General features: G+C 70.6%; 22 protein-coding genes. 20 read left to right on the top strand and 2 right to left on the bottom strand.

Annotated elements, in window-relative coordinates; all coding sequences use genetic code 11:
* Nucleotides 1-109: 109 nt before the first annotated feature.
* Together M2283_RS44200 and M2283_RS44195 are read right to left on the bottom strand one after the other, a co-directional pair.
* Complete coding sequence (locus tag M2283_RS44200) at nucleotides 110-1,258, bottom strand: substrate-binding domain-containing protein (protein WP_280882246.1); 1,149 nt, start codon at nucleotides 1,256-1,258, stop codon at nucleotides 110-112.
* A gap of 171 nt (nucleotides 1,259-1,429) precedes the next feature.
* Nucleotides 1,430-2,470 (bottom strand): NAD(P)-dependent alcohol dehydrogenase, encoded by a 1,041-nt coding sequence (locus M2283_RS44195; RefSeq protein WP_280882245.1) that lies wholly within the window; start codon nucleotides 2,468-2,470, stop codon nucleotides 1,430-1,432.
* Between the two features lie 109 nt (nucleotides 2,471-2,579).
* Here M2283_RS44195 and M2283_RS44190 point away from each other — a divergent pair, with 109 nt between their 5' ends.
* From M2283_RS44190 to M2283_RS44095, 20 genes are all read left to right on the top strand, one after another.
* Entirely contained in the window at nucleotides 2,580-3,380 is an 801-nt protein-coding gene (locus M2283_RS44190) for an SDR family NAD(P)-dependent oxidoreductase (protein WP_280882244.1), read from the top strand.
* Between the two features lie 246 nt (nucleotides 3,381-3,626).
* On the top strand, nucleotides 3,627-4,040 hold the full coding sequence (locus tag M2283_RS44185) for an ABC transporter permease subunit (protein ID WP_280882243.1): 414 nt from the start codon (nucleotides 3,627-3,629) through the stop codon (nucleotides 4,038-4,040).
* Between the two features lie 6 nt (nucleotides 4,041-4,046).
* On the top strand, nucleotides 4,047-5,912 hold the full coding sequence (locus M2283_RS44180) for an aldehyde dehydrogenase (RefSeq protein ID WP_280882242.1): 1,866 nt from the start codon (nucleotides 4,047-4,049) through the stop codon (nucleotides 5,910-5,912).
* A gap of 59 nt (nucleotides 5,913-5,971) precedes the next feature.
* A complete protein-coding gene (locus M2283_RS44175) occupies nucleotides 5,972-7,105 on the top strand; it encodes an acyl-CoA dehydrogenase family protein (RefSeq protein WP_280882241.1) in 1,134 nt (377 codons plus the stop codon).
* A gap of 206 nt (nucleotides 7,106-7,311) precedes the next feature.
* Nucleotides 7,312-8,430 (top strand): alcohol dehydrogenase catalytic domain-containing protein, encoded by a 1,119-nt coding sequence (locus tag M2283_RS44170; protein ID WP_280882240.1) that lies wholly within the window; start codon nucleotides 7,312-7,314, stop codon nucleotides 8,428-8,430.
* A gap of 52 nt (nucleotides 8,431-8,482) precedes the next feature.
* Nucleotides 8,483-9,271 carry an enoyl-CoA hydratase/isomerase family protein gene (locus M2283_RS44165; protein ID WP_280882239.1) on the top strand — a complete coding sequence of 263 codons (789 nt, stop codon included), beginning with the start codon at nucleotides 8,483-8,485 and terminating at the stop codon, nucleotides 9,269-9,271.
* A gap of 5 nt (nucleotides 9,272-9,276) precedes the next feature.
* Nucleotides 9,277-9,657, top strand: a complete 381-nt coding sequence (locus M2283_RS44160; RefSeq protein ID WP_280882238.1) for a Zn-ribbon domain-containing OB-fold protein — start codon at nucleotides 9,277-9,279, stop codon at nucleotides 9,655-9,657.
* Nucleotides 9,654-10,799 (top strand): thiolase family protein, encoded by a 1,146-nt coding sequence (locus tag M2283_RS44155; protein ID WP_280882237.1) that lies wholly within the window; start codon nucleotides 9,654-9,656, stop codon nucleotides 10,797-10,799. Before M2283_RS44160 ends, M2283_RS44155 begins: the two co-directional genes overlap by 4 nt.
* Before the next feature lie 28 nt (nucleotides 10,800-10,827).
* Complete coding sequence (locus M2283_RS44150) at nucleotides 10,828-12,030, top strand: acyl-CoA dehydrogenase family protein (protein ID WP_280882236.1); 1,203 nt, start codon at nucleotides 10,828-10,830, stop codon at nucleotides 12,028-12,030.
* A complete protein-coding gene (locus M2283_RS44145) occupies nucleotides 12,027-13,001 on the top strand; it encodes a phosphotransferase family protein (protein WP_280882235.1) in 975 nt (324 codons plus the stop codon). The genes M2283_RS44150 and M2283_RS44145 overlap by 4 nt, the downstream gene beginning before the upstream one ends.
* Before the next feature lie 40 nt (nucleotides 13,002-13,041).
* Entirely contained in the window at nucleotides 13,042-14,298 is a 1,257-nt protein-coding gene (locus M2283_RS44140; RefSeq protein WP_280882234.1) for an acyl-CoA dehydrogenase family protein, read from the top strand.
* Nucleotides 14,295-15,071 carry an SDR family oxidoreductase gene (locus M2283_RS44135; RefSeq protein WP_280882233.1) on the top strand — a complete coding sequence of 259 codons (777 nt, stop codon included), beginning with the start codon at nucleotides 14,295-14,297 and terminating at the stop codon, nucleotides 15,069-15,071. Before M2283_RS44140 ends, M2283_RS44135 begins: the two co-directional genes overlap by 4 nt.
* Nucleotides 15,068-15,880, top strand: a complete 813-nt coding sequence (locus M2283_RS44130; RefSeq protein WP_280882232.1) for an SDR family NAD(P)-dependent oxidoreductase — start codon at nucleotides 15,068-15,070, stop codon at nucleotides 15,878-15,880. Before M2283_RS44135 ends, M2283_RS44130 begins: the two co-directional genes overlap by 4 nt.
* Nucleotides 15,877-16,779, top strand: coding sequence for an enoyl-CoA hydratase-related protein (locus tag M2283_RS44125; protein ID WP_280882231.1), 903 nt, complete (start codon nucleotides 15,877-15,879; stop codon nucleotides 16,777-16,779). The genes M2283_RS44130 and M2283_RS44125 overlap by 4 nt, the downstream gene beginning before the upstream one ends.
* Nucleotides 16,780-16,815: 36 nt before the next feature.
* Nucleotides 16,816-17,964: an acetyl-CoA C-acetyltransferase gene (locus M2283_RS44120; RefSeq protein WP_280882230.1), complete on the top strand. Its 1,149-nt coding sequence runs from the start codon at nucleotides 16,816-16,818 to the stop codon at nucleotides 17,962-17,964.
* A gap of 81 nt (nucleotides 17,965-18,045) precedes the next feature.
* Nucleotides 18,046-18,666, top strand: a complete 621-nt coding sequence (locus M2283_RS44115) for a TetR/AcrR family transcriptional regulator (protein WP_280882229.1) — start codon at nucleotides 18,046-18,048, stop codon at nucleotides 18,664-18,666.
* Between the two features lie 675 nt (nucleotides 18,667-19,341).
* Nucleotides 19,342-19,701, top strand: coding sequence for a nuclear transport factor 2 family protein (locus tag M2283_RS44110; RefSeq protein WP_280882228.1), 360 nt, complete (start codon nucleotides 19,342-19,344; stop codon nucleotides 19,699-19,701).
* Between the two features lie 40 nt (nucleotides 19,702-19,741).
* Nucleotides 19,742-20,128 carry a hypothetical protein gene (locus M2283_RS44105; protein WP_280882227.1) on the top strand — a complete coding sequence of 129 codons (387 nt, stop codon included), beginning with the start codon at nucleotides 19,742-19,744 and terminating at the stop codon, nucleotides 20,126-20,128.
* Nucleotides 20,129-20,195: 67 nt separating this feature from the next.
* On the top strand, nucleotides 20,196-20,516 hold the full coding sequence (locus tag M2283_RS44100) for an EthD domain-containing protein (RefSeq protein WP_280882226.1): 321 nt from the start codon (nucleotides 20,196-20,198) through the stop codon (nucleotides 20,514-20,516).
* A 101-nt stretch (nucleotides 20,517-20,617) separates the two neighbouring features.
* Nucleotides 20,618-22,117 (top strand): class I adenylate-forming enzyme family protein, encoded by a 1,500-nt coding sequence (locus M2283_RS44095; RefSeq protein ID WP_280882225.1) that lies wholly within the window; start codon nucleotides 20,618-20,620, stop codon nucleotides 22,115-22,117.
* Nucleotides 22,118-22,212: the final 95 nt, after the last annotated feature.

Genomic DNA, 22,212 nt, shown 5'->3' with positions numbered 1-22,212 from the left:
TATGCACCTCGTCGCGCGATCGGGCCGTGAGCCAAGCTGAAGTAACTTCAGGGCCGCGAAGCGTCAGTGATGTGGTGGAAGGCTGTGGCGGGGACGTCGGGAACGGACGTCAGCTCTTGCCCCACAGCTTCTTGAACTGGGCCTGGTAGTCCTCGACGAGCGGGAACTGCGTCTTCGTCGAGATCAGGTTGTCCTTGTCGACGAGCATGAACGGCAGCTTCGCGTCCTGCGTCACCTTCATCGACTGGCCGCTGAAGTGCCGTGCCAGTCCGTCGGCCTGCGCCCACGCGTTCTCCATGGTGTTGAACGCGACGGCGGCCTGTGTCTGACCCGAGTCGATGTACTGGTAGTTGGTGGACTCGCCGACGTTGACGATCGTGTGGACCTTGTTCTGCAGTCCGGCGGCCCGCAGCGCGGCCGGCACGCCCACGTTGAGCAGGGCGAGCGAGTAGGTGATGTGGGTGACCTTGGGGTGCGCGCGGACGTACGAGACCACGCGGTCCGGCATGTCCTTGCCGATGGCGCTGATCGGCACGTCGACCTTGTCGTACCCGCAGCCGGCGCACCACTTCTCGTAGTCGCTGCGGAAGGTGTCGGCGACCGGCTTGAGGATGCCGTAGGTCGGCATGTCGAAGTAGACGGTGTCGGCGTCGCCTCCGCTGTCGGAGGTCACCCAGGAAGCCATGATCTTGCCTTCGACGTCCACGACGTCGGGCCCGTCGATGAGCATGCTGATGCCGTCGCCCGCGGTGTCGTCCGTGGAGGACTCGACGACGGGGATGTCCATGTCCTTGAGCTGCTTCAACTGCCTGGCGAACACGCTGCGCGGGAATCCGGAGGCGATGACCGCGTCGGGCTTGTCGCGCACCGCCTGCGTCCAGGCGGCCTGGACCGACTGCGGGGTGCCCTGGGTGGGGATCTTGTTGACACTCCAGCCGAGCACCTTGGCCGCCTGGGTGAAGTAGTTCGCCAGGTCCTGGCAGGACTGCACGCCGCACAGAATGAAGTCGATCTTCTTGCCGGTCGGGACCGGCTTGCCCACCGGCTGCGTGATACCGATGCTCGTCGGACGCTTCGAGTACTGGGCGAGGACCTCCTTGGCCGCCTTGACACCGGCGGGGTTGCCGCCGGCGGCCTTCGCCGAGCTCCCGGCGTCGGAGTTGCCGCCGCACGCCGCCAGGGCGAGGAGTGCGGCGGTGGTGAACAGGGCCGTTGTGGCGCGGGTGCGGCCCTTCGAACTGGTTCTGCGACGGCTCATGGCACTTCTCCTGTCGACCGGGCTACGGCTCACGCCGTGCCTCCATGTCGTGTAACCTGAGTTCAGTTCAGGTGAATGTAAGCGCGTCGGGTCCGGCAGGCAACAGTCGTGCACACGATTGATCGCGTCTCTTCAATCAGAGTCGATCAGCAGAGAGGCGGGAGGCGCGTGTCAGCCGGGCAGCAGAACCGCTCGGCCTCGCACCCGCCCCTGGCGTAGCCGGCCGAATGCCTCGGGTGCCGCGGACAGGGCGAATTGCTCCGTCTCGACGTGGAGTGAGCCCGCGCGGGCCAGGGCGATGACCTCGGCGAGTTCGGGGCGGGTGCCCCAGAACGGCAGGGAGAGCCGGAAACCCGCGGGAAGGAAACCCGGCTTGCGCACCGTCAGCCGGCCGCCGCCGCTGCCGACCACCGCCAGTTCCCCGCCGGGGCGCAGCAGGTCGACGGCGAGAGCGAACGTCGCCTCGTTGCCGACGAAGTCGAGGACGGCGTCGACTCCCACACCGCCGGTCTCCGCCCTGAGCACCTTGGCCGTGTCCGCCCCCATCGGGACGCCGAGATGCGCGCCGGACCGCAAAGCGAGATCCACCGCCTCCTCGCGGATGTCGACCGCCAGCACCCGGCTCGGGGTGGTCGCACGCACCAGCTGGACGGCCAGGTGCCCGAGCCCGCCGACACCGATGACCAGGGCGACGCTGCCCTCGCCGAGCGCGTGCCGCACTCCGCTGAGGGCGTGATACGACGTGAGGCCCGCGTCGGAGAGCGGCGCCGCCTGCGTGGCGGGCAGGTCACCGATCGGCACCAGGTGGCGGGCCGAGGGGACGAGGAGGTAGTCGGTCATCCCGCCGTCCCGGCCGAGCCCGGCCCCGTGCCAGCCGAGGTCGCCCCGGCGGTCGCAGTAGTTGTCCCGACCGGCGGCACAGCGGGTGCAGTTGCCGCAGCCCCACGGGCCGTAGACCACCACGCGTTCACCCGCCGCCGTTCCTTCGGCGTCGGGGCCGAGGGCCGCCACGTGACCGGCGACCTCGTGGCCGAGGGTGAACGGCGGCCGGTAGGGGAGTGCTCCCTCGGCCGCGTCGATGACATGGACGTCGGACTGGCAGAGCCCTGCGGCTTCGACCCGCACCAGTACCTCGGCCCCGCGCGGGATCGGGCGCTCCAGCTCGGCGAGCGCCGGCTCGCGTCCCCATTCAGTCAGCCGCACCGCTTTCATGCACACCGTCCCGGGTCTTGTCAGTTGGCCGACGGTGACGGTAACAGAGACGAAGTCAGTTCAATAATGATGGGCCGACGGCGAGACGTGTCGAGAGGGAGTGCGTGGGATGGACGGGAATGAGCGAGGGTCCCGGTTCGAGGGCGGCGTCGCACTGGTGACGGGTGCCGCCTCCGGAATAGGGGCGGCGGTCGCCAGGCGGATGGCCGCCGAGGGGGCGCGGGCCGTGGTCGTCGCGGACGTGAACGGTGAGGGGGCCGAGGTCGTCGCCAAGACGTTGACGGCCGGCCGTGCGGTGCCGCTCGACGTGGCGGACGCCGCCGCGGTCGAAGCGGTCGTCGACGACGTACTGCGCGCACACGGGCGGCTGGACGTCGTCGTGCACGCCGCGGGCGTCGACGACCCGGAGGCCAAGCGGCTCATCGCGGACGCCCTCGTCGAGGGGCGGCCTGTCGAGGTGACCGACCGGCTCGACGACGTGGCATGGCGGCGCGTCACGCGCGTCAACCTGGACGGCACCTTCCATGTGCTGCGGGCCGCGGTACGGGCGATGCGGCCGGTGGGGGCGGGTGCGATCGTCGTCATCGGCTCCTCCTCGGCCTTCGACACCCCGGTCGGTTATCCCCACTACGCGGCCTCCAAGGCGGGGGTGCACGCGCTGAGTCAGGCGGTGGCCAAGGAGGTCATCGCGTCCGGGATCCGGGTGAACGTGGTCGCGCCCGGTCCGACGGAGACCGGGATGGCGGCCCGCACGCCCGAGGTCCTGCGCGGCGGCTTCACCGACCCCCGGGTCCGCCCCTATGCGACGCCCGAGGAGATCGCCGACATAGCCCTGTTCCTCGCGAGCGAGGCCTCGGCGAACCTGGTCGGCGCGGTGCTGCTGGCCAACGGCGGCCGTTTCACGACCTGACCGGGCCGGGGCGGGCGGCATGTGCTGACGGGCGTCACTCCGATGGGCGTCACTCCGGCCGGCGCGCCGGCTCGTGTCGTCGGCCCCGGCTCTCCCGGGTGGAAAGCGCTGGAATCAACTCGTGCAGGGGTCTTGCCCCTCCCCGGCCCGTTGCTTACGGTGCATGAATTGAGTTCAGTTTGTAATGCGCGCGGGTAACGGTGAGTGTGCCGGGCGCGCGGGTCCGGGCGCGAGGAGACGGTCGACGTGGATCAGTTCCTGCTCATCCTGGTGAGCGGTCTCGCTAGTGGTGCGGTGCACGGCCTGATGGGCCTCGGGCTGGTGATCATTTATCGGGCGGCCGACGTGGTCGACTTCGCCCTCGCCGGCCTGGCGACCGTCGGGTTGTACGCGGTGCCGGCGCTGAACGAGCGCGGTCTGCCACTGCTGTTGGCCGCCGTGGCCGCGATCGTCACGACCGCCGCGGTCGGCCTGGTGGCCCGGGAAGCGGTGATCAGACCGCTCGTACGGGGGGAACTCCTCACGGCGCTCGTCATGACCATGGGCGTCTCGCCCATCGCGGAGAGCGCCATCAGCACGATCCGGGACGACCGGCCACGGCTCTTCCCGAGCCTGGTGGAGGGCTCCGTCTCCCCCGGGAGCACCGCCGTACCGGCATAGAGCCTGTTGACCATCGCGGTGGCCGCCGTCGCGATGGCTCTGGTGGCGTATCCCTTCGGACGCAGCGCCCTGCGGATGCGGCTGGTGGCCGCCACGTCCCATCCGATGGCCGGCCGTTCGATCGGGATCGCACCCGAGCCCCAGTCGGCGCCGGCCTTCGCGGTCGGTGCCGTGTTCGCCGCACTGGCGGGTGTGCTGCTCGCCCTGGTCGTCGGATTCGTCGGCCGCCCCACCGACCCACCGCACCTGACCATGTCGTTCGACGGCATCACCACCCTCGCAGGAGTCGAACAGGAGTCGAAGATGACAACGATCGATCACAAAGCCTTCTTCATCGACGGGGCGTGGAGAGCAGCCTCAGGCACGGACCACTTCGACGTGATCTCGCCGAGGTCGGAGCTGCGCATCGGGAGCGTCCCGGCCGCCTCGAAGGAGGACATCGACGCCGCGGTCGCCGCGGCCCGGCGCGCGTTCGACGAAGGGGAGTGGCCCCGGCTCACCCCCGCAGAGCGAGCCGGCTGTCTCTCGCGTCTGGCCGACGGCATCGAGCGGCGGCAGGCCGAACTCGCCGAGCTGATCACCGAAGAACTCGGCTGCACGTTGTTCCTGTCGCAGGTCTACCAGACGGTCTCGCCCGTCATGAGCTTCAACTACTGCGCCGAGATCGGCCGAAGCCTGCAGACCGCCGAGGTGCGCATCAGCGACCTCTCCCCGCTCGCGGGCAGGTCGGCAGGAGGCAGCATCATCCCCATGGCGGGTGCCAGCCTGGTCGTCAAGGAACCCGTCGGCGTGGTCGCCGGCTTCCCGGCGTACAACTTGGCGCTTCCGGCGATCGGCCAGAAGGCCGGGCCGGCGATGGTCGCGGGCTGCACCGTCATCGTCAAGGTCACCGAACCCAACCCGCTGGCGACCTTCGTCATCGGTGAGATCTGTGAGGAGATCGGCCTGCCGCCCGGTGTCTTGAACATCGTCGCGGCGCGAGCCGCGGAGTCCGAGTACCTGGTACGCCACCCCGGTGTGGACATGGTCAGCTTCACCGGCTCGGCCGAGGTCGGCGCCAAGATCGCGGCGGCCTGCGGAGAACTCGTCCGACCGTGCGTGCTGGAGCTCGGAGGCAAGTCCGCGGCCATCGTGCTCGAGGACGCGAAGCTGGAGGACGTGCTGCCCACCCTCGTCGGGGCCACCGCCGGCACCAACGCAGGCCAGAGCTGTGTGGCCCTGTCGCGACTCCTGGTCCCCGAGTCCCAGTACCGCGCCTATGCGGAGGCCCTGGCCGACGGCTTCGCGTCGCTCAAGGTCGGCGACCCCATGGAAGCCGACACCGTGGTCGGACCGCTGGTCACCTCGCGCCAGCGGGAACGCGTCGAGTACTACGTGGATGTGGCACGCAAGGAGGGCGCGACGATCGCCTACGGTGGCCGCCGCCCGTCGCACCTGGAGCGTGGCTGGTACTACGAGCCGACACTCGTCACCGACGCCCACAACGAGATGAGGGTCTCCAGGGAGGAGATCTTCGGACCCGTCGCCTCGCTCATCCCCCACCGCGGTGAGGACGACGCCGTCCGTATCGCCAACGACAGTGACCTGGGGCTGGCGGGCTCCGTGTTCACGGCGGACGCGGCACACGGCTTCGAGGTCGCCCGACGCGTGCGCACCGGCACGTTCTCGGTCAACACGTTCGCAGCCGACCTGGGCTCGCCGTTCGGCGGGTTCAAGAAGTCGGGGATCGGTCGCGAGCACGGTCCCTACGCCGTGGAGGAGTACCTGCAGACGAAGACGATCTCGATCGACCCGAGCCAAGAGCTTCCGGAGTCGGTCACCAGGAACGTTCCGTACGGAACGGGACCCGGGACGCGCGGCTCCTCCAGCTGACCTCGGCCCCCGTCCAGTTGCCCACTCGCTCTCCGCCACCCCAACGCGATGGAGACCCCATGCACCCCCGTCACCCCGACATCGACCCCCAGCTGCTGTCCGAGACCGAGGAACAGCGGGAACTGCGCACGGTCCTGCGGGACTTCTTCACCGAGGAGAGCGGTCCCGAGGACGTCCGCAAGCACCTGGCCACCCCGCGCGGACACGACGAGACGCTGTGGACGCGGCTCGCGGGCGAGATCGGGGTCCATGGTCTGGCGATTCCCGAGGAGTTCGGCGGGTCCGGCTTCACCTTCGCCGAACTGGCCGTGGCGCTGGAGGAATCAGGGCGTGCGCTGTACTGCGCGCCACTGCTCCCCACGGTGGTCCTCGCCGCGCACGCCCTGCTGAACAGCGGGGACCAGCAGGCGTGCGAGCGCTATCTGCCGCGGATCGCGGACGGCACGCTCACCGCGACGGTGGCCGGGTTCGACGAGGCCGAGCCCGGCGTCGGCGCCGAGCGGAGCGGGCCGGGGTGGGTGCTGCGCGGGGCGGTCGACTTCGTACTGGACGGAGCCGGCGCGGATCTGATCGTGGTCCGGGCCCGAACCACCGAGGGCGCCCGGCTGTTCGCCTGCGAGCCGGCCGAGGACACCTGCCCGCGGACACCGCGCCGTGTCCTGGACGAGACGCGCCGCCAGGCGCTGGTGGAGTTCCGTGGCGCACCGGCCACACCCGTGGGCGAGTCGGGTGAGGTGACGGCGGCACTCGACGCCGGGCGGGCCGCGCTCGCCGCCGAGCAGGTCGGCGGCAGCGGGCATGCGCTGGACGCCACCGTCGAATTCGTCGCCCAGCGCCGGCAGTTCGGGCGCCCCATCGGCTCCTTCCAGGCGGTCAAGCACCGGCTGGCCGACGTGCTGGTCGCTCTCGAGGCAGCACGCTCGGCATCCGCGTACGCGACCGCCTGCGTGGCCCTCGCGTCGCCGCAACTGCCGGTGGCCGCGAGCGCCGCCGCCGCGGTCTGCTCCGAGACCTACCGCCTGGCCACGGCCGAATACGTCCAGCTGCACGGCGGGATCGGCTTCACCTGGGAGCACCCGGCACACCTGTACGTGCGCAGGGCACGCAGCGGCGAGGTGCTGTTCGGCACCGCGGACCAACACCGCACCCGGCTCGCCGAACTCGTCGGCCTCACCACTCGACCCGCGGCCTGAGCGGGCACGGAGAGCGTCATGGCCCTCGGCCCCATCGGGTGGGCGCAGCCCAGCTCCATGCCGCCGTGCGGGAAGCGGATGCGGGCCGGATTGAGCCCTTCCGTGCTGAACCGAAGTAGGTGAGGGCCTCAACCGCTCTATTGAAGTAAGTTCAGTTCGGTGGCAACCTCAAGGGTGTCGTACGGGACCGACACCGAGGAGGAAGCATGCTGGCCGCCAGGCTGTACGGAGCCAAGGATCTGCGGATCGAGGAGATGCCCGAGCCCGAGCCGGGACCGGGCGAGGTGAAGATCCGCGTGGCGTACGCGGGGATCTGCGGCACCGATGTGCACGAGTACTTCGAGATGCCGCGGGCCACGCACGTGCCCAACCCGCTCACCGGCGCCACCCTCCCGCAGACCCTGGGGCACGAGTTCGCCGGGACCGTGGTGACCTGCGGGGAAGGGGTCGGCCGGGTCGCGCCCGGCGCCCGGGTCTGCGTACGGCCGATCCGCACCTGCGGAGTGTGTCCACGCTGCACGTCGGGACTGTCCCACCTGTGCACGGCCCTGGCGGCGATCGGGGTGACCGCCCCGGGCGGCGGCCTCGCCCAGTACGTGGTCGTGCCGGCCGACTCGGTGCATCAGCTGCCCGAGGGTGTCCCGCTGGAGCAGGGCGCCCTGGTGGAGCCGATGGCGGTGGCCCTGAACGCGGTGGAGCGGGCCCGTGTGCCCCGCGGTGGCAGCGCGCTGGTGACGGGCGCGGGCGCGGTCGGAATGGGCGCGCTGTTCGCGTTCAAGGCGCACGGTGTCGAGGACGTGCTGATGGTGGAGCCCTCGCCGTCGCGCCGTGCGGCGGCCGAACGGCACGGGGCCCGGGTGCTCGACCCCGGCGTGGTCGACGTGGCCGAGGAGGTGATGGCCTTCACCCGGGCCCGTGGCGTGGACGCCGCCGTCGAATGCTCGGGCCGGACCGATGCGCTGAACGCCGCGATCCGCTCGTTGGCCGCCCAGGCGCCGGTGGTGATGGTGGCCCTGTACTCCGGCCCGGTGGCCATCGACGCGTCCGTCGTGCGCCTGGCCGAACTCGCCCTGCTCGGCTGTGAGGCCTACCCGGACGGGGTCTTCGAGAGGGTCATCGAGCACATGGCGAGCGGTCACTACCCGACCGACGGCTGGCTCGATCACATCGCCCTCCGCGACACCCTCGCCGGGCTGCACGACGTCCGGGACGGGCGACGGCTCAAGGTCCTCGTGGACATTCCGGACGGCAGCGGGAGCTGGGCTGAGCGGGGCGGATCGGCGGACGTCCTGTGGGGCAATCTCGACCAGGGGGTTGACAGTTGATCACCACTTCCGCAGACTCGTAGTGAATTCAGTTCAGTTTGGAGGATCAGAAATGGCAGTGGAAGACGAAATCCAGTTCGAGCGTGACGGTCATGTCGCCCGCGTCTGGCTGAACCGACCGTGGAAGAAGAACTGCGTCACGGTGCCGATCCTGGACCGGCTCGACGAGATCATCACCGAGATCGACGAGGACCCCGAGCTGCGGGTCCTGGTGTTCCGCGGTCGTGGGGGCACGTTCTGCTCGGGGTTCGACCTCGACAGCCTGAAGGCGGACTTCGTCGGCAAGTCGACCGCCATCGAGGTCGCGGTGAAGTCCGCGAAGGTGTGCGACCGCCTCTACTCGATGAAGACCCCCTCCGTCGCGGTTCTGGAGGGCTACGTCACCGCGGGCGGCTTCGAGATCATGATCTCCTGCGACTTCGCGATCGCCGTGGACGACGCCAAGATCGGCGACTTCCACATCCGCCGCGCACTGTTCGGCGGGGCCGGTCCGATCTACCGGGTGCCGCGCATGATCGGCATCCGCAAGACCAAGGAGTTGATGCTCACCGGCAAGCTCCTGTCGGGCGTCGAGGCCGTCGACTTCGGCCTGATCAACAAGTCCGCCCCGGCCGACAAGCTGGACGAGACGGTCGAGGACTTCATCGGGGACCTCGTCGACAAGAGCCCGTTCACGATGTGGCTCACCAAGATGACGATCGACCGGAGCCTGGACGCCGACACCCAGTCGCTGATGGTGATGGAGCACCTCGCCGTGGGCGTGGCGCTCAACTCCGAGGACGCCAACGAAGGTGTCTCGGCGTTCCTGGAGAAGCGCGAGCCGAAGTGGCAGGGGCGCTGATCCGCATGACCACGGATCCGCGCAGTCCGGCGACCGCACTCCAGGGCTCACGCTGCTCCGGCTGCTCGGTGTCGGTCTACCCCGCGGACGACGCGTGTCCGCGCTGCGGAGGGCCGGCCGACCCGGCGGCCCTGTCCGGCGCAGGCACCCTGTGGACCTGGACGGTGCAGCGCTACGCACCCAAGTCACCGCCGTACCAGGCCCCACCGAGCGGCTTCGTACCGTTCGCGGTCGGCTATGTCGAACTGCCGGACGGCGTACGGGTGGCAGCCGTCCTCGACGTCGACGACGTCGAGGAGGTCCGCATCGGCATGCCCCTTACGGTGACCGCGGGTGAAGGGGTTCCGCGGGCCCGCCCCACCACCGGCCACAAGGGGAGCTCGTGAGCGCCGACGTCCTGATCTGCGGTGCCGGTCGCACCCCGTTCGGCCGCATGGAGGCAAGCGGTCGCCAACTGGCCGTCGGCGCGGTGACCACCGCTCTCGCGGATGCCGGAATCGAGTGGTCACGGGTGGGAGCGGCGTTCGGCGGCAGCGACAGCGCCGGGCTCGCCGACACCCTGGTGGTCCAACTCGGCCTCACCGGGCTGCCGTTCGTCAACGTCAAGAACGGCTGCGCGACCGGCGGCAGCGCCCTGGTCTCCGCCGTGAACGCGGTCCGCTCCGGCATGGCGGACGTCGTCCTCGCCGTCGGCTTCGACAAACACCCGCGTGGCGCCTTCGACCCACGCCCCGAGGACTGGGGACTGGGCGCCGAGTACGGCAGCGACGGACTGATGGTGACCACCCAGTTCTTCGGCATGAAGATCCAGCGCTACATGTACGACCACGGAATCACACCGCAGACCCTCGCCCTGGTCGCCGAGAAGGCCTACCGCAACGGAGGGCTGACCCCCGAGGCATGGCGGCGCAAGCCGGTGTCCGCCGAGGAGATCCTCGACTCCGGCATGGTCAGCGATCCCCTGACCCGCTTCATGTTCTGCTCGCCAGGAGCGGGCGCCGCCGCGCTCGTCCTCTGCTCGCCCGACGTCGCCCGCACCCTGGACGGCCCGTCGGTCACCCTGCGCTCGGCGGCTGTGCGCACCCGCCGCTTCGGCTCGTTCGAGGTGTTCAGCCCCTGGATCCCCGGGGGCGAGCTCACCAGCGTCAGCCGTGATGCCTCCGCCGCCGCCTTCGAGGAGGCAGGGCTCGGTCCTGGGGACGTGGACGTGTGCCAGCTCCAGGACACCGAGAGCGGCGCCGAGATCATGCACATGGCCGAGTGCGGGTTCTGCGAGAACGGTGAACAGGAGCGGCTGATCGCCTCGGGCGCCACCGAGATCGGCGGCAGCCTACCGGTCAACACCGACGGCGGCTGCATCGCCAACGGCGAACCCATCGGGGCCTCGGGACTGCGCCAGGTCTACGAGGTCGTCCAGCAACTGCGCGGCCGGGCCGGCGAACGCCAGGTCCAGGGCGAACCGAGGGTCGGCTTCACCCATGTGTACGGCGCCCCGGGCGTGAGCGCCTGCACGGTGCTGTCCCGCTGATCCGCGACGGAGGAAGGAGAGGAAGGAAATGAGCGATATCCCGGACCCCGACGAGTTCCGCGCGCAGGCCCGGCAGTGGCTCGCCACGGTCGCCCGCCCGCGCACCGCCGACGGGGCGTGGGGCAGCGGCTCCGACTCCGTCGCCGTGTTCGAGAACTGGACCGAGCAGCAGGAACGCGAGCACACCGCCCGCACCCAGGAATGGGAACGCACCCGATACGACCAGGGCTGGGGCGCCCTCAACTGGCAGAGGGCGTACGGAGGCCGCGAGCTGCCCGCGTACTCCGAGCAGCTCTACCGCACCGAAGAAGCGGCCTTCCACGTGCCGCACCGCACCGAGATCTTCCCCGTGACCCAGCAACTCGTCGCTCCCGCGATCGGCATCTGGGGCACCGACGAGCAGAAGGGACGCTGGCTGCGGCCCATGCTGCGCACGGACGAGCTGGCCTGCCAGCTCTTCTCCGAGACCGAGGCGGGATCCGACCTCGCCGCGGTGCGGACGAAGGCGGTGCGTGAAGGTGACCACTGGGTGCTGCGGGGCCACAAGGTGTGGACCTCCGGGGCCGGGGTCGCGACCTGGGGGGTCGCGGTGTGCCGCACCGACCCGGACGTACGCAAGCACGCCGGCATCACCGTCTTCCTGGTGCGCATGGACGCGCCGGGCGTGACCGTCCGGCCCATCCAGCAGATGACCGGCGGGGCCAGCTTCAACGAGGTCTACCTCGATGACGTGATCGTGCCCGACACCGACCGGCTGGGACCGGTCGGCGAGGGCTGGAGGGTCACGCTGAGTGTGCTGGCCGCCGAACGGCTCGACTCCGGAAACCTGGGCCTCGACAACGCCGACCGTGCCCTGGACCTGGCCAGGAACCTGCCCCGCCCGCTCACCGGCGGCGAACAGCGGCAGGCCTCCGACCTCTACCTCCGCGCCCTCGTGCAGCGGCTCATCGGACTGCGGGTGACCGGCGCCCTCGTCGCCGGACGCGAACCCGGAGCCGAGGCCTCGGTCGGCAAGCTGTACGCCACCGAGACCATGCGCCGCACCAGCGACCTGGTGTCCGAGCTCCTCGGGCCGCGCCTCGTCGCCGACACGGGGGAGTGGGGCACGTACGCCTGGACGGAGCACCTGCTCGGCGCGCCCGGTTACAGCATCGCGGGCGGTACCGACGAGATCCAGCACAACATCCTCGCCGAGCGGGTGCTCGGCCTGCCCAAGGAGCCCGTCCGATGAGCACGGCCACGCAGGTGTCGGAGCTGGCCGCCCGGGTCCGTGGCGCTCTCGCCCGCCGCCATCCGGGGGCGCCCGTGGGCGAGTTGAGGCCCCTGCCCGGCGGCCACTCGGGGCTGACGTATTCGGTGAGCGCGGGCGAGGCGGCGTACGTCATCAAGGCGGTGCCTCCCGGGCAGCGGCCCGTCGGGCGCAACGACGTCCTGCGACAGGCACGGGTACTGGGCGCGCTCGCCAGAACCGCGGTGCCGGTGCCGGGTGTGGCCACTGTAGACGAGAGCCAACCGGCCTGGTTCGCCATGGACTTCGCCGCCGGTGAGGCCGTCGAGCCGGTCCTGGACGAACCCGAGGTGCCCGCCGCCACGGCCCGGGCACGCATGCTGCAGATCGCCTCCGTGCTGCGGCGGCTGCACGAGACCGACGTCGGCACACCCGGCCTCGACGCGCCCGAACCACTCGACGCCGCCGGCGAGCTGAACCGGTGGAGCCGTACCCTGCACGCCGTACCGTCCGAACTGCGGCCGGGAGGCGAGGAGTTGCTCAAGCGCCTCGCTGACGACGTGCCCGACGGCCTGCCGCCGGTGCTGCTGCACGGCGACTTCCGGCTCGGGAACGTGCTGTGCGTCGGCGAGCGCGCGGTGGCGGTCGTCGACTGGGAGATCTGGAGCGTCGGCGACCCACGCATCGACCTGGGCTGGTTCCTGCTCTTCGCCGACCACCGCAACTTCCCGCAGCTGGGCCGCGCCGTACCCGGCCTGCCCACCGAGGCCGAACTCCTCGACGCCTACGGCGGTGGCGGCCCCGCGTTGCCCGCGATGGACTGGTTCCGCGCCCTGGGCCGCATGAAGATGGCCGCGATCATGGGCCACAACCTGCGGCGGCACCGCGAGGGCAAACACCACGACCCGGACCAGGAGCGACTGCCGCCCACCATCGCCGCGATGATCCGCACGGCGCGCGACATCCTCGGCTGACCGGACCCGCCAGCCACACCCCAGCATGAGGAGCAACCCCGTGGATTTCGGATTCTCGCCTCGGGCGAGTGAACTCCAGGACCGTATGCGGTCGTTCATGGAACAGCACGTCTTCCCCGCGGAGGCCGTCTACGACCGGCAGCTGGCCGAGGCGGACGACCCGCACGCGCTGCCGCCGGTGATGACCGAGCTGAAGGAGAAAGCGCGCGCCGAGGGCCTGTGGAACCTCTTCATGGCGCACGGCGACTGGGGCGCGGGACTCACCAACCTCGAATACGCACCCCTCATGGAGCTGGCGGGCCGCTCCATCATCGGCCCCGAGGTGTTCAACTGCTCGGCGCCCGACACCGGCAACATGGAACTGCTCGCGCTGTACGGCACACCCGCCCAGCAGAAGCGCTGGCTCCGGCCCCTGCTGGAGGCCGGGATCCGGTCCTGCTTCGCGATGACCGAGCCCGAGGTCGCCAGCTCCGACGCCCGCAACATCCGCACCCGCATCACCCGCGACGGCGGCAGTTATGTCGTCAACGGCCGCAAGTGGTACACCTCCGGGATCCTCGACCCCGACTGCAAGCTGATCATCCTGATGGGCAAGACCGACCCGGACGCGCCCACCTACCGCCAGCAGAGCATGCTCCTCATCCCTCGCGACACACCGGGCGTCACCGTCCTGCGCGACCTGCCGATGTTCGGCTACACCGACCGGTGCGGCCACGGCGAGGTGCTCTTCGAGAACGTCCGCGTGCCCGTGGAGAACATCCTCGGCGGTGAGGGGGACGGATTCGCGATCGCCCAGGGGCGGCTCGGCCCCGGTCGCATGCACTACGCGATGCGTGCCGTGGGTTTCGCCGAGCGCGCCCTGCAGCTGATGTGCGAACGCGTCACCGAGCGTGTCGCCTTCGGCGGGCCCCTCGCCGATCGCGGCGTGGTGCGCGAGTGGGTCGCCCGCAGTCGTATCGAGATCGAACAACTACGGCTGCTGGTGCTGAAGTCGGCCTGGCTGATGGACACCGTCGGCAACGCCGCCGCCCGAATGGAGGTCGCCGCGATCAAGGTGGCCGCGCTGGAGGTCGCCCACAAGGTGGTCGACCGCGCGGTCCAGGCACACGGCGCGGCGGGGGTCAGCGACGACACCGTACTGGCCCGGCTGTTCTCCATCACCCGGGCGCTGAAGATCGCCGACGGGCCCGACGAGGTGCACCTGCGCACGGTCGCCCGCCAGGAACTCGCCCGGTACCGGAAAACCGATCCGAAGGCCGAACGGCAGACGGCCGACACGAAGGCAGGGGCAGCGTGAGCGCCAACACCCTCGACGGCAAGGTGGCCGTCATCACCGGCGGATCCCGCGGCATCGGCCTCGGCATCGCCACCGCCTACCGGGCGGCCGGCGCACACGTGGTCATAGCCGCGCGGAAGGCGGCCGGACTGGCTGACGCACGCGAGAAACTGCTGCGCGTCAAGGGCGACGGCGACCTTCACACCGTGGTGGCCAACGCCGGCGAACCCGACCAGGCAGAGGCCTGCGTCGACGAGACCATGGCCCGCTTCGGCCGCGTCGACATTCTCGTCAACAACGCAGCGACCAACCCGTACCACGGCGACCTGCTCGACCTGGATCTGCCGCGGGCGGAGAAGACGGTACGGGTCAACCAGTACGGGATGATCGCCTGGACCCGCTGTGCCTGGCGCGCCTGGATGGCCGAGCACGGGGGAGCGGTCGTCAACATCGCCTCCGTCGGCGGACTGATCGTCGACCCGCACATCGGCTACTACAACGCCACCAAGGCGGCCATGCTCCACATGACCCGGCAGCTCGCCTACGAACTCGGGCCGCGAGCACGGGTGAACGCCATCGCCCCCGGCCTGATCAAGACCGAACTGGCGCGTGCGGTGTGGGAGGTCCGCGAGAGCGTCCTCACCGCCAAACTGCCGATGCGGCGCCTGGGCACAGTGGAGGACGTGGCGAACGCGGCACTGTTCCTCGCCTCCGACGCCTCCTCCTGGATGACCGGCCAGACCCTGGTGCTCGACGGCGGCGCGACCGCCCTGCCGATCGGAGTGGACGAGTGAACGCGCCACGACCCGCCGATGGAGAGGGACGACCGAGCGCGCCGCGCCCCGCCGGTGAACTGTTCTCGCTGGAGGGCAGGACCGCCATCGTCACCGGCGCGTCCGCGGGCCTCGGCGCCCGGTTCGCGACCGTCCTCGCGCAGGCCGGCGCCACGGTGTTCGCCGCCGCCCGCCGCATCGACCGGCTGAAGGAACTCGCCGGCTCCGACGCGCGCATTCACCCGGTTGCCTGCGACGTCGCACTGGAAGCCGACCGTACGAGGCTCACCGAGACGGCGCTGACCACCACCGGCCGCATAGACATCCTCGTCAACAACGCCGCGACCTCGGGCGAGACCCGTGCCGAGGACGAGTCCCCGGATGCCTTCACCGACGTCCTCGGCGTCAACCTCACCGCGCCTTTCCATCTGGCCCGGCTGACAGCAGAGGCCCCGGCCCCGGCGAGCGGCGGCAGGAGCATCATCAACGTCTCCTCCATCCTCGGCCTGGTCTCGGCCGCACCCCTCGGCGGCGCGAGCTACTCCGCGTCCAAGGCCGGGCTCATCGGCCTGACCCGTGAGCTGGCCGGACAGTGGGGCCGCAGCGGGACCCGTGTCAACGCGCTCGCCCCGGGCTGGTTCCGCACCGAGATGACCGAGGACCTCTTCGGCGACGAGCGCTCCAGCCGCTGGGTCGAACGCAACACCCTGCTGCACCGCGGCGGCGACGGCCATGAACTCGACGGCGCGCTGCTGTTCCTGGCCTCGGACGCGTCCTCCTACTGCACCGGACAGGTCCTGACCGTCGACGGCGGATGGACCGCGCGGTGACGGGCGCCGGACCGGGCGCGGGGCACCCCGCGACAGCGGATGTCGGTGCGGGTGCCGCGGATCGCGCGAAGACGGGCGTCAGCCGGCCTGCGGCGGATCGCGCGAGGAGTGTCGGCGTCGAGATCCAGGACGACGGCCTCGCCCGCGTCACGCTGCGCCGGGGCCAGGCGGGCAACGCCATCGACCTGGAGACGGCGCGCGGGCTTCTCGACGCGGCACGGGCCTGCGAACGTGCGGCCGTGCGCGCCGTGCTGCTCACCGGTGAGGGGAAGTCCTTCTGCGTCGGCGGCGACCTCGGGGAGTTCTCCCGGCTCTCCGGTGAGGCCCTGGAGAAACACCTCGTCGCGGTGACCGACGCGCTGCACGACGCCCTGCGCACGTTCGCCTCGATCGACGCGCCCATGGTGGCCGCCGTCCAGGGAGCCGTCGCCGGCGCGGGTATCGGCCTCGCCGCGGCCGCCGACGTGACACTCGCGGCCGACAACGTCACGTTCACCGCCGCGTACACCGGTGTCGGCTACTCGCCGGACGCCGGCGTGAGCTGGCGGCTGCCCCGCCTCGTCGGGCCCAAGCGGGCGGTGGAGCTGCTGCTGACCAACCGCCGCGTACCGGCGGCGGAAGCCGCCACGATCGGTCTGGTGAGCCGTGTCGTGGCGTTCGGCGAACTGGCCGCCGAGGCCGAGCGGACCGCCGAGGCCCTGCGCCGCGGTCCCACCTCCGCCTTCGGCGCCACCCGCCGCCTCGTCGCCTCCGGTCAGACGGCGGATCTCACCCGGCATCTCGACGAGGAGGCCCGTGCGCTCGCCGCCGCGGCCGCCTCGGACGAGGGCCGCGAGGGCGTCGCCGCGTTCCTCGACAAGAGGGGGCCCGACTTCACGCGCATCCCGTCCAGGTCCTGATCACTCAACTCGTCCTCCGAACCAAGGGAGCCCACCGTGCCGGAAGCATTCATCGTCGGGGCCGTCCGTACCCCGGTCGGCCGCCGCAAGGGCACGCTCAGCGGCGTGCATCCGGCCGATCTCGGCGCCCATGTGCTGCGCGTCCTGCTGGAACGTACGGGAGCCGACCCGGGCGCGGTCGACGACGTGTATTTCGGCTGTGTCAGCCAGATCGGGGCCCAGACCGGAAACATCGCCCGCACCGCCTGGCTGTCGGCGGGGCTGCCCCAGCACGTACCCGGAACCACCATCGACCGTCAGTGCGGCTCCTCTCAGCAGGCCGTGCACTTCGCCGCCCAGGCCGTCGGCTCCGGTGCCGCCGACCTGGTCGTCGCGGGAGGGGTGGAGGTGATGAGCCTGGTGCCGATAGCCAGCCCCATGTTCATCGGCGAACAGGCGGGTATGGGCAGTCCCTTCGCGGGGGACGGCTGGCGCGAACACTTCGGGGACCAGGAGGTCTCGCAGTTCCGCGGCGCTGAGCTGATCGCCGAGAAATGGGGCGTCTCCCGCACGGACATGGAACGGTTCGCGCTCACCAGCCACCAGCGGGCCCTCGCTGCGCAGGCCGGCGGAGCCTTCGACGACGAGATCGCCCCGGCCTTCGGACTCGCCGCCGACGAGGGCCCGCGCGGCGACACCACGCTCGAGAAGATGGCGGGACTGAAGACCCTCACCGAGGACGGGCGGCTGACGGCCGCAGTCGCCAGCCAGATCTCCGACGGTGCCGCCGCCCTGCTCATCGCCTCCGCGGACGCGGTCCGCCGCCACGGTCTGACCCCCCTGGCCCGCGTGCACACCATGGCGGTGGTCGGCTCCGACCCGATCCACATGCTGACCGGCCCGATCCCGGCCACCGAGAAGGTCCTGGTCAAGGCGGGCCTGTCCATCGACGACATCGACCTGGTCGAGATCAACGAGGCCTTCGCCTCGGTCGTCCTCGCCTGGCAGAAGGAGATCGGCGCCGCCCAGGAGCGGGTCAACGCCTTCGGCGGGGCGATCGCGCTCGGGCATCCGCTCGGCGCCACGGGCGCCCGGTTGATGACCACGCTCGTCCACCAGCTGCGCAGGACCGGTGGACGCTACGGTCTGCAGACGATGTGCGAGGGCGGCGGGATGGCCAACGCGACCGTGCTCGAACGCCTCTGACCGGATCTGATTGGCAACTGAGTTCAGCTTGGGTCTACTCTCGGGTACGGACACGGTGGGTGACGGCCATGGAGAGGGAGCATGACGAGGATCGTTGAACCGGAGGCGGGACCGCGGTCCAAGCGCGCGGCCATTCTCACGGCCGCCGTGGGCTGTTTCGGTGAAACCGGCTTCGAGGCCACCAAGTGGTCGACGGTTGCGGAGCGCGTCGGCATCGGGCAGACGGCCCTCTACCATTACTTCGAGTCGAAGACCCACTGCCTGCTCACCATCATGCGGCTCGAACTGCAGTGCTCCCACGACCGGTTCGTGGAGGCGACGAAGGACGCCGCGGACCCCGTCGAGGCGCTGCGGGCCGCGGTGCGCGCGGCCTACGACGTGTCCCCGCAGGAGGTCCTGCAGATGCGCATTCTGCAGAACCACATGGATCTGTTGTCCGGTTCGCGCAGGTCCAAGCGCGAGGAGGACGAGCGGGTCGCGGCCCGCCAGCTGGTCCAGGTCGTCGAACGGGACTGGACGAACCTGCTGGTCAAGGGCATGTCCCAAGGCTCCTTCCCGCTGCGTGACGCCCAGCTGCTCGGTGCGAGTGTGCTCGGGCTGATCGTCAGCGTGTGGCGGTGGTACCGGCCGTCAGGACCGACCCCGCTCTCGGAGGTCAGCGAGCTGATCGAGGGCGCCTGCGTCCGGATGGTCGCCTCCTGACGCGCTGAGCGGGTACCGCACCTCGCGGCCCTCCGACGGATGCCCCGTCGGAGGGCCGCACTGTTTCTCCGGCGCGCGGTGATCGGTCGTGGCGCGGGGTGATCCCGCGCGGTCACGGTGATCGAGTACGTAACCAGCCATTGCCAGGGCTGTTACCTCGGGATTAAAATCCAAACTGAACTGAACTCATGTTGATCTGAGGAGGGGTCTTGCGACGACGCACGACACGCTCATCGCCGCGGCCACCGCCCTGCTCGCCCTGGCGGCGAGCGCCTGCGGCGCCGGAGGCCCCGCGTGCGGCGGGGGACGACGGACCAGGCGCCGGCGCTCGGGCAGTTGGGCGGCAGGTACGAGCCCGGGCAGCCGGCCGGCTTCATCACCCTGTGGGGCTGGGCCGCGGCCAAGGCGTTCGTCGAGATCGCCAGGACCTGTCGACGGCCTGATCACCTCCCGGGCGCCGACCGCCGCGTACAAGAAGGCCCGAGCGGTCGACACCGGCGTCGCTCCGGTCCTGAACTTCTCCGTGGAGCACCACCTCGGCACCCGTGACGTACAGAAGGCCGTCGTCAGAGACGGCCGCTGGGAGTCACAGGGTGACTTCTTCAGCCCGCCCGCCCATGACTGAATCCCGCCCGCGACCGAAACCAGCCATTCCCAGCATGGAAGAGGACTCCCATGGCCGGCGTGATCCCCGACTACATGGCCCGTATGGACAGTGACGACCCCCGTCAGGCACTCGAACTCCTCATGCCGGACTTCCGATTCCTGATCGCCCTGCCCGGCCGCGAGGCGACGGGAACGTCAAGGGACGACTTCGCCGCCTACATCGCCGGCCGCAACGCCGTCGAGAGGGGACACAAGATCCTCCGGCACTGCTCCGACGGCGATCTGGAGACCGTGTACGGAGTGGTCACCGAGTCCGGAAAGACCGTCGGCTCCTTCCTGTCGGCCGCCGTCGTCACACCCGACGGGCGCATGGCGCGCTACCAGTCGTACTTCAGCACCACCTACGACCTCATCGACCGGCCGGACTAGCCGCGCCCCGGCGGACACCCACCGATTCCTGGGAGCCGATATGACCGACACATCCACGGACGCCGCCCCCGCACCCTTCCTCACCGCGTGGTTCGACATCCTCGACAGTGACGAACCGACCCGGATCCTCGACCTGATCAGCGACGACTTCACCCTCTCCATCCTGTTCTCCACCGGCGACGGCAACGCGACCGACTTCGCCGGGGACCGTGCCGCCCTCGTCGGCTATCTCGAACAGCGCGAGAAGGGTACCCGCACCCACCATCTCCTGTCCGCGACCACCCTCGGCCAGGACGAGCTCTTCCTCGGCGAGGTGCGGCGCGGGGGAGTGCCCGAGGCGAGCTTTGTCGCCGCGGGCCGGGTGGACGACCACGGACGTCTGCAGCGCCTGCTGATCGGCCGGTCGTCCGAGATCTGCTTCACCTGAACCCACAAGGCCGGATGCAACGGGACACGCAAGCTCCGCTTCGACCGGACACCCACGGAGGACCGTCATGTACAACCTCGTCCTGCTGGCCGCCAGGCCCCCGGAGTGGACGCACGAGCAGTTCATCGACTGGTGGCGCGGCGACCACGCGGAACTGACCTACCGCCTGCCCGGTCTTCGCGCCTGGCGGCACACCGAGATCGACAAGGCGCTGGAGCCCCGCTCGGAGGGCTGGGACGGGATCTCCGTGCTCAGCTTCGACTCCCCGCAGGACCTGAAGAAGGCCCTCGCGAGCCAGGAGTGGGCGGACGCGATCGCGCAGGTCGGGGACATGAAGGGCCGCCGCATCGCGGTGATGGGGCACGAGGCGCAACTGTTCGGCGGCTGAGACCGCCGGACCGAGAGTCCTCCAGTTCCGTCAGCACGGCATGCGTCGGGCATGCACACAGAATTCTCCACGGAGTTCGGCCAGCGTAGCGAGGAAGCGGGATGCGACAGGTAGTGCGGGAGTTCCAACGAAGGGCCGTTCAGGCGGACTTCGTCGCCGTCATCGACGACGACGGCAGTCATACGGCGCGCGAGCTGCTCGCCGACGCCGGCCGGCTCGCCGAAGCGATGTTCCCCGACGGCCCGGGCGGCACCGTCATGCTCCAAGCCGACAACTCATGGCGTACCGTCGCCGGCTCCCTTGCCGTGGGACTGCGCGGAGGGGTCCTCGCGGTGGTCAACCGGCACACCACCCAGGCCGAGTTCGCCGCGGCCTACGAGGACATCCGTCCGGACGCGGTCGTCGCCGAGGCCTCCGCGAGCGACGAATGGGGGCTCGGCGAGCTCCTGCCGGGCCCGGCGGACGCGGTGCTCGACGGCTGGACCTGCCGTGCCACGCCCGGTCCGCGTGATGTGTCACGGTGGTCGGGAGGTGTCCTCATCGGGCTGACCTCCGGCTCGACCGGGCGGCCCAAGGGCGTGGTGCAGTCCGAGGAGGCCCTGCGCTACGCCGGCGCGAGCACGATCGACATCAACGGCCTGGCCCCCGGCGACACAGTGGCCGCGATCGTGCCCCTGTCGTCGACGGCCGCGTACTGCTTCGGTGTGTACCTCTCCCTTCTGCTGGGCGGCCCGCTCGTCCTGACGTCGAAGTGGGACCGGGCCGTCGCGTTGCGGCGGATGGCCGAGACCGAGGTCCGCTGGACCATGTGCGTACCGACGATGGCGCTGCAGATGGGGGCCGAGGCGGCGGGATCCGGTGTGCTCTCGGGAGTCCGCGCCATCACCGTGGGCGGCGGTCCCATGGAGCGTGGCGCCCTGGCGCGTGCCGAACGGTCACTGGGCACCAGGATCCTGCGCGTCTTCGGCATGTCGGAGTGCCTCGGCCACACCTCGCCCCGCCCCGACGACCCCGAGGAGATCAGGCTGGGCAGGGACGGCCGCCCCTTCGCGGGCACGCACCTGCGCGCACTGACCCCCGACGGTGCCGAGGCCGGGCCGGGCATCACCGGCCGGGCACAGGTCCGCGGCCCCTCTCTGTTCGTCGGCTATGCCCGCGACGGCCGGGTCGAGCGGCCGGCGCTGACCGAGGACGGCTTCTTCCCGACCGGTGACCTGCTGCTCACCCACGAGGACGGCACCGTCAGCATCATGGGCCGCGAGAAGGACATCATCATCCGCGGCGGCCGGAACATCGACATCACCGAGATCGAGCGGGCGGTCGCCGGGTACCCGCGGGTGGCCAGGGCCTGTGTCGCCGCAGTCCCGGACGAGGTGCTCGGCGAGCGCGTCGCGCTGCTGGTCGTCACCGAGGACGGACAGGGCATCGACCTGGCCGAGGTGACCGGACACCTGGAGAGCGTCGGACTGTCCAAGGCCAAGTGGCCCGAGTTCGTGTACGACGTCGAGGAGCTGCCCCAGACCAAGGTCGGCAAACTCGACCGGAGCGGGGCCCGCGAACTCGCCCACTGGCTACGGACGGGCACACCCGGCTTGGCCTGATCAGAGGCGATCTGGCTTGATGAGAGGACAGACCCGGCGGGGTCGCACCCCCGCGCACCCCGCCGGGCCCGGTTCCCAGCGAAACAGAAGCATTG

It is taken from the genome of Streptomyces pseudovenezuelae, from assembly GCF_029892565.1.
Classification (GTDB): Bacteria; Actinomycetota; Actinomycetes; order Streptomycetales; family Streptomycetaceae; genus Streptomyces; species Streptomyces pseudovenezuelae_A.
This window is presented reverse-complemented; position numbering and strand designations above follow the sequence as displayed.

Coding starts and splice junctions, on each gene's coding strand:
- M2283_RS44095 (WP_280882225.1), top strand. CDS start 20,618: ATGCGACAGGTAGTGCGGGAGTTCCAACGAAGGGCCGTTCAGGCGGAC.
- M2283_RS44190 (WP_280882244.1), top strand. CDS start 2,580: ATGGACGGGAATGAGCGAGGGTCCCGGTTCGAGGGCGGCGTCGCACTG.
- M2283_RS44165 (WP_280882239.1), top strand. CDS start 8,483: ATGGCAGTGGAAGACGAAATCCAGTTCGAGCGTGACGGTCATGTCGCC.
- M2283_RS44195 (WP_280882245.1), bottom strand. CDS start 2,470: ATGAAAGCGGTGCGGCTGACTGAATGGGGACGCGAGCCGGCGCTCGCC.
- M2283_RS44175 (WP_280882241.1), top strand. CDS start 5,972: ATGCACCCCCGTCACCCCGACATCGACCCCCAGCTGCTGTCCGAGACC.
- M2283_RS44110 (WP_280882228.1), top strand. CDS start 19,342: ATGGCCGGCGTGATCCCCGACTACATGGCCCGTATGGACAGTGACGAC.
- M2283_RS44145 (WP_280882235.1), top strand. CDS start 12,027: ATGAGCACGGCCACGCAGGTGTCGGAGCTGGCCGCCCGGGTCCGTGGC.
- M2283_RS44105 (WP_280882227.1), top strand. CDS start 19,742: ATGACCGACACATCCACGGACGCCGCCCCCGCACCCTTCCTCACCGCG.
- M2283_RS44160 (WP_280882238.1), top strand. CDS start 9,277: ATGACCACGGATCCGCGCAGTCCGGCGACCGCACTCCAGGGCTCACGC.
- M2283_RS44170 (WP_280882240.1), top strand. CDS start 7,312: ATGCTGGCCGCCAGGCTGTACGGAGCCAAGGATCTGCGGATCGAGGAG.
- M2283_RS44115 (WP_280882229.1), top strand. CDS start 18,046: ATGACGAGGATCGTTGAACCGGAGGCGGGACCGCGGTCCAAGCGCGCG.
- M2283_RS44100 (WP_280882226.1), top strand. CDS start 20,196: ATGTACAACCTCGTCCTGCTGGCCGCCAGGCCCCCGGAGTGGACGCAC.
- M2283_RS44200 (WP_280882246.1), bottom strand. CDS start 1,258: ATGAGCCGTCGCAGAACCAGTTCGAAGGGCCGCACCCGCGCCACAACG.
- M2283_RS44150 (WP_280882236.1), top strand. CDS start 10,828: ATGAGCGATATCCCGGACCCCGACGAGTTCCGCGCGCAGGCCCGGCAG.